Source organism: Deinococcus pimensis DSM 21231, from assembly GCF_000519345.1.
Classification (GTDB): domain Bacteria; phylum Deinococcota; class Deinococci; order Deinococcales; family Deinococcaceae; genus Deinococcus_A; species Deinococcus_A pimensis.
In genome coordinates, this window is sequence record NZ_KI912647.1 from 107,310 (window position 1) to 107,622 (window position 313).

A 313-nucleotide genomic window follows, 5' to 3' on the forward strand; every position below is an offset into this window, starting at 1 on the left:
CGTGCAGGAGGCGATGATGCTCGCGGGCTGGGCGGTCGCCACCTGGGCCTCCCAGCGCGACCTCGCGCTGCCCTTCGCGCAGCAGGACCCACCGCTTTCCCCTCGCGAGGCGCCCTCCGGCACGTCCGGCACCATCGAGCCCGGCGAGACGCCCGCCGCGCTCTGGCGGCACCTGCCGGAGAACTGGGCGAAACGCAAGTCGCTCGCGCGGACCCGCTTCGCGCCCGCCCCGGGAGGCACGCGGGCCTCGGCCTGAGCGCGTACGCGCAGGCGACGAGTCCCATGCGGCGCTACCTCGACCTCGTGGTGCACC

General features: G+C 75.7%; 1 protein-coding gene and 1 pseudogene. Both read left to right on the forward strand.

Features of this window, described 5'->3' with window-relative positions; all coding sequences use genetic code 11:
* Window positions 1-256, forward strand: a pseudogene (locus DEIPI_RS39820) (hypothetical protein); the annotation flags it as partial.
* Window positions 253-313, forward strand: a 61-nt coding sequence (locus DEIPI_RS42255) for a hypothetical protein (protein WP_425387857.1), incomplete at its 3' end; no start/stop codon positions are given. The pseudogene DEIPI_RS39820 and the gene DEIPI_RS42255, both read left to right, overlap by 4 nt.